Source organism: Streptomyces sp. NPDC006430, assembly GCF_040612395.1.
GTDB lineage: Bacteria > Actinomycetota > Actinomycetes > Streptomycetales > Streptomycetaceae > Streptomyces.
In genome coordinates, this window is the sequence record NZ_JBEXQA010000080.1 from 1 (window position 1) to 5,458 (window position 5,458).

A 5,458-nucleotide genomic window follows, 5' to 3' on the forward strand; every position below is an offset into this window, starting at 1 on the left:
AAGACCCCACCCGCCTCTGGCGCCCCCGCGACATCGCATCTCACTTCGGCGACATCACCATGGAGACCATGTATCGGCAGCTCTCCAGATGGGCCGAGACCGGCCTCATCCACAAACTCGGCCCCGGCCCCTACGCCGCCACGGCATGGACCCCAACACCCCTTGCGTGACCAGCGAAAACGCTAACTACCCGGCCTTGGGTCAGGGCCCCCGGCAAGCTGGCCCGCCGCCCCGGACTGGACAAGGCCATCCTCATCGCCCGCGAGGGCGACCAGATCGTCGTCACCAAACTCGACCGGCTCGGCTACTCCCTGAAAAGCCTCATCCAGCTCTCCAACGAGCTCCAGGAGCGCGGCGCCGACCTCATCGTCCTCGACCAGGGCATCGATACCTCCACCGCCATCGGACGCATGTTCTTCCAGATCCACGGCGCGATCGCCGAGTTCGAGCACGCCCTCATGTCCGAGCGGACCATAGACGGTCTGGCCGCCGCCCGTGCCCGGGGCCGTACCGGCGGCCAGAAACCCAAACTCGGCCCCCGCCAGGTGCAGCTGGCGCGGGAGATGTACGACTCCGGTGAGCTGACCGTCCAGCAGATCGCCGACGAGTTCGGCGTCACCCGCCCCACCATCTACCGCCACCTCGGCATGACCGCCACACCATGATCAATCCTTAACGCGCACTCCTGGAGCGATACCGGCAGGCCCCCCGGCCCCCGTCCGGAGCCCCATCAGATCACGTATCACTGAGGCTGCCGTTCGCATCCAGGGCCATTCCCTTGCACCGCTGTTCGTCCGGCAGTGAGGCCTGCTTCCTGGCTGTGGCGAGGGCGGTTACTGCGCTTCGGGTCCAGGAGTACTGAGCCTGCTGCCGTGTGGTCGGGTCGTCGCTGGCGGGGTAGCCGAATGCTCCAGTGGTGGTCTGTTGGGCGGTGAGGAAGGCGATGGCGTCCTGGGTGATGCGGTGCTGGCCCCACCCGGTCTGGGCCAGGGTACGGATGGTGCCGGAGAGCCGGCCGAGGTGGTAGGTGTCGCTGGCCTCGCGCAGGGAGACAGCGGCCTGCAGGGGGTAGGCACGTTGCTCGTGTGGCGTGGATTGCCGGGGGATGGCTGCGGTGGTTGACGGGGGGAGGAGGCCGAGGCTGATCAGCCGGTGCACACCGTCGGCAAGGTCGGCAGGAATTCTGTCCAGTGAGCCGACCACGCTGGCTGTGGTCTTGAGGAAGCGTTCCAGGGAGGGGCAACTGGCTCCCGATGCGCGCAGGGCCAGGGCGAACTCTCCCGCCACTTCCATGCCCTGTTCCTGCCAGAGATCCGGGTCCGCGTCGGCGAGGTGTACTGCGTAGTGTTCGAGGGCTGGTCGGGCGAGATGGCGTTGCTGGATGGCGGCGGCCCCGATGGCGGCGGCTGTGACTCCGGCGAGCCCCACGCGCGGGTCCTGCATCATGCTGTGGTCGCACAGCCACACCACCGCCCGCCGCAGGGGCGCCCCCAGGGGCACGTCTGTTGCCGGCAGGCTCGGGCGTGGTCCGGCGAGGCTGCGGGGGCTTCGCGCCAGAAGGCCGGCGAGGGCGGTGACGATGGTGGTGTGGTAGCCCTCTGCCCAGTGGCGGAAGTCCGCGTTCCCGTTGTCGAGGCCGGGGTGGATGATGCCTTCGGGGCCGTTGACGCGTCCGTTGTCTTCCTGGACCGTTTCCAGGAAGGCCCAGGCCCGGTCTGCCGCTTCAGAGTCGGTGATCCCGAGGCAGTACAGGCAGCACAGCAGTTCCCCGACGAGGTCGGCGTTGCCGCGGGCTTCGCACAGGACGAGGAGTGCTTCGAGGAGCTCGACAGCTCTGCCGGGGCTGTAGCCGCGGGGCCATACCGGTTTACGCTGGCCGAAATCGGTGGCGTAGAAGAGGGTGTGGGTGATGGCGTAGATGTCGCGGTCGGCCAGCTTGAGGACGTTCGGGTTCTGGCGCAGGAGGGTGAATGGCAGAACCGTGTCCATAGGTGGCAGGTCGTGTTCGATCCCGCACAGGTACAGGGTGTGGAGCAGGTCCAGTTGCCGGTAGGGAACCCGTTCGAACGATGCCGCGTACCCGCCGTCCACAGCTTGCTGGATGATGCGCCGAAACTCGGTGTCTTCCCGGCCGCAGAGCCGTAGTGCGGCGTACGTTCCCGCGTACAGCAAAAGAGCCTGTTCGTCCCGCGCAATCATTTCCCGGTACGAAGGCTGACTGGCAATGTCCGCAACCTGCTCAAGAATGGCTGCATAGTCACCGTCGAGCGGCGCGTCATCAAGCCGGGCGCGTAACCCGACTAGAAAAGCTGTCTCGATCAGCGCTTTGCGAGTGAACAGCACACAATCCGGCTTAGCATGGCGGGGGTCCAGCAGGTCCCGGCGCGCAGTGAGCCAGGCAACGGCCTGGTCTTCCACCGCGCGCCTTCGAGATGACCGGCCGCCGGGTTCCTCCGTTTCCACCATCGATCCTCCCGGCAGTCACCTTGTCCAGTTTCAGTGGGTCAGTTGTCTGCGGACGTGGCGGCGTCCGCTACTTCGTTGGCGACGACCAGGACGTAGCGTTCCCAGGCAAGCACGTAGCCTGCGACGTCGTCCAGCTGGCTGACCTGGCCAACCACGCGCTCCAGGGGAACACTCAGATCGACCAGACCACTACTCCTGAGGAAATCCAGCGCTTTACGCGCATCAACCGGCGGCGGACAGGACATGGCGAACCTCCTGCTCGAAAGTCCAGCATTTCCCTTCCACTATCTTCCCATTCACCGCGCAGCGGAATATGTGAGCAGTAACTCATATAGTCATATTCCCATCCGGGTCTCGTTTACGCATATCGCCTGCTTCCTGGTCGATGTAGCACTGAGTGGTGGAAACAGATTGGATCACTTGCGTGTCGACTGGCTGCGCTCGGTGAGGATGCGGGATGAGTGAGTCTCCGTCAGGGGGCAGTTGGAGCCCTGACGCCCTCCACCTCGCCGAGGTCTTCGGCCTGGACGAGAAGACCGCGATCCGGTACGCGAACTCCGCACGGGCGCTGCTGGACCAGGCCGCTGAACAGCCGCCTCAGTGAATCCTGATTGACCGGTCCACGCCTTTGTCGAGGGTGAGCACGCCGGGCAGAGTCAGCATCCGGGGCCGATCGGCGGAGACGATGTCAGGGTGAGCGCAGCGATCCGCAGCTGGGCCGCCCACGTCTGCTGGTCAAGCCCCAACGTGTACTCAATGCAGCATTCGCATTGCGGGATCAGCGCCACGAACGATTGCTCCGCCGCGGTCTCGACCTCCGTCTCCCACCAGTCGTCCGTCGCCAGGTCGGCGGGAGTGATTTCTCCATCGATGAGTCTCGCCGCCATCCGGCGCAGAGCGTGGCGCCGTGCCAGACCCCGATCCGGCAACCCGATTCCTGACTCGGAAAGTGCTTGCTCGAACGCGTCGCGAATATCGCGGGCATCCGCGTTGCGAGGCAAACCGGCCAGTTCGCACAGCGTCGGGGTGTCCAGCCCGGCCGCGAGTGCCTCAGCCGCGATCATCGGCAGGTCCTCCGGCCGTATCTCATCCGCCTGATAACGGCATGCCACCTCCCCCAGAGACGTGAGGCCACTCTGCACAGGGGTTTCCGGTTCCGGTGTCGTTCCTTCTGCTCTCATGACGCCTACGGTGTCAGCACCGTTCCCAGGCAAGGCACCCAGGGGCGGCCCGCCCGGCACCCACCCGCGTGTTCGCCTCAACCCGAAGGCCGAACCCACGAGAACACGACAATCCATCCTCGGGTTCCCCCCAAAAGCCCTTCAGTTTCCATGAACTCGCGGGCCTCGAGGGGTCCAGCCGAGATACGAGCCAAAGGGGCAAAGGGATGATCTTGATGTGACTTCGTACGTGGTCAGCACAGTGAAGCCGCAGTAAATGCGTACACCTCGCCCTGGCGGCCGGAACGGACCGCCGCAGGTCGCGACGATCACGGCAGGGCTCCGTCGCAGTAAATCCGGTATTTACTGCGGCAGTTGCGAACGCGTTTCCGCCATCGAGCATCCGCCCGAATGCGGTTCTGCTGTGCGGACTTGAGGGGAGTGGACTGTCAGTGCTCGGGGCCAGCATGCTTACCTGGGTCATGCCCCAGATCCTCCGTCACGGGCAGGCACTCGGCGAGCAGGTCGAGGACGTCGCGCCAGGCTCGCTGCGCGTGCCGTGGGTGGTAGCCGACGCCGGGGACCGTGGGGTGGTCGACCGGTGGGTGGTGGAAGGCGTGGAGGGCGCCGCCGTAGACCGCGAGGCGCCAGTCGACGCCCGCAGCCTGCATCTCGGCGGTGAACGCGTTCCGTTGCGCGGGCGGCATGATCGGGTCTTCCGACCCGACCCCGGCCCACACCGGGCAGCTGATGCGGGCCGTCTCGCCCGGTCGGCCCGTGGTCAGTGCGTTGACTGTCCCGATCGCGCGCAGGTTGACGCCTTCGCGCCCGAGTTCCAGCCCGATGGCACCCCCGGTGCCGTAGCCGACGGCGGCGATCCGGTCGGGGTCGGTCCGCGGTTCGGTGCGCAACACGTCGAGCGCCGCGTGGCCGATGCTCCGCATCCGGTCAGGGTCGGCGAGCAGTGGCATGCAACGGGCCAGCATCTCCTCGGGGTCGCCCAAATAGCGCCCACCATGAAGGTCGAAGGCCAGCGTTACGTATCCCAGCTCGGCGAGAGCATCGGCCCGGCGGCGCTCGACGTCGCTGAGCCCCATGCCCTCTGGTCCGAGCAGCACCGCGGGCCGGCGGTCGACACCGGCCGGGAGCGCGAGGTGCCCGATCATCGTCAAACCGTCGGCCGGATACTCGACACTACGCGTCGTAATCGTCGTCATGAGACTGGACTGTAGTGATCGTCGAGCCCGGTCCTGCTGGTGTTCTGCCGCTGGCAGAACAGCGCGCGTGTCCCTCTGAAATACCGGGGCAAGCACTCAGGGCTTCAAGATCATCTCTTTGGCCCCTTTGGCGCGTATCTCGGCTGGACCCCTCGAGGCCCGCGAGTTCATGGAAACTGAAGGGCTTTTGGGGGAACCCTAGGATATCAATCCCCTCGAACTGTGGTGTCCTTCCTATGTAGCCAGTCCTACGGTGAGGCCGGCTCGGTACTCGTTCTCGTAGTCGATCGGGCTCTTGGACCCGCACACGCTGTGTAGTCGGCGGGTGTTGTAGAAGTCGGTGATCCAGGTGGCGATCCTGATCCGGGCCTCGGTGCGGGTGCGGAACGTGTGGCGGTGGACGTACTCGACCTTCAGGACGCTGTTGAACGCCTCGCTGACGGCGTTGTCGAAGCACGAGCCAACCCGGCCCATGGACCGCGTCACGCCCAGTCGGCGGCAGGCGCTGGCGAACTTCCGTGAGGTGTATTCCCCGGACTCAATCGGTCGTCGCAACACCGGCTTGTTGAGTCAAGAGTAGGTGCTCGTTGAGGGCTTCGGCGGGTGTCCTCCATC

Annotated in this window: 7 protein-coding genes; 2 read left to right on the forward strand and 5 right to left on the reverse strand. The window is 65.8% G+C overall.

Translation table 11 applies throughout. The features are described 5' to 3' along the window. The first annotated feature begins 254 nt into the window (after window positions 1–254). On the forward strand, window positions 255–665 hold the full coding sequence (locus ABZZ20_RS36475) for a recombinase family protein (protein ID WP_356877305.1): 411 nt from the start codon (window positions 255–257) through the stop codon (window positions 663–665). Window positions 666–735: 70 nt separating this feature from the next. Here the strand turns inward: ABZZ20_RS36475 and ABZZ20_RS36480 are convergent, their stop codons facing one another. Together ABZZ20_RS36480 and ABZZ20_RS36485 are read right to left on the reverse strand one after the other, a co-directional pair. Beyond that, window positions 736–2,466: a hypothetical protein gene (locus ABZZ20_RS36480; RefSeq protein ID WP_356877293.1), complete on the reverse strand. Its 1,731-nt coding sequence runs from the start codon at window positions 2,464–2,466 to the stop codon at window positions 736–738. A gap of 38 nt (window positions 2,467–2,504) precedes the next feature. Next, entirely contained in the window at window positions 2,505–2,711 is a 207-nt protein-coding gene (locus ABZZ20_RS36485) for a hypothetical protein (protein WP_356877295.1), read from the reverse strand. A gap of 212 nt (window positions 2,712–2,923) precedes the next feature. Between ABZZ20_RS36485 and ABZZ20_RS36490 the strand changes: the two genes are divergently transcribed. Further along, window positions 2,924–3,070: a hypothetical protein gene (locus tag ABZZ20_RS36490; protein WP_356877297.1), complete on the forward strand. Its 147-nt coding sequence runs from the start codon at window positions 2,924–2,926 to the stop codon at window positions 3,068–3,070. Between the two features lie 52 nt (window positions 3,071–3,122). On the opposite strand, the gene ABZZ20_RS36495 is transcribed toward ABZZ20_RS36490, so the two are convergent. From ABZZ20_RS36495 to ABZZ20_RS36505, 3 genes are all read right to left on the reverse strand, one after another. After that, on the reverse strand, window positions 3,123–3,647 hold the full coding sequence (locus tag ABZZ20_RS36495) for a hypothetical protein (protein ID WP_356877299.1): 525 nt from the start codon (window positions 3,645–3,647) through the stop codon (window positions 3,123–3,125). Between the two features lie 428 nt (window positions 3,648–4,075). Further along, window positions 4,076–4,843, reverse strand: coding sequence for a dienelactone hydrolase family protein (locus ABZZ20_RS36500; RefSeq protein ID WP_356877301.1), 768 nt, complete (start codon window positions 4,841–4,843; stop codon window positions 4,076–4,078). 234 nt (window positions 4,844–5,077) lie between these two features. Then, a complete protein-coding gene (locus ABZZ20_RS36505) occupies window positions 5,078–5,401 on the reverse strand; it encodes an integrase core domain-containing protein (protein ID WP_356877303.1) in 324 nt (107 codons plus the stop codon). Window positions 5,402–5,458 lie beyond the last annotated feature (57 nt).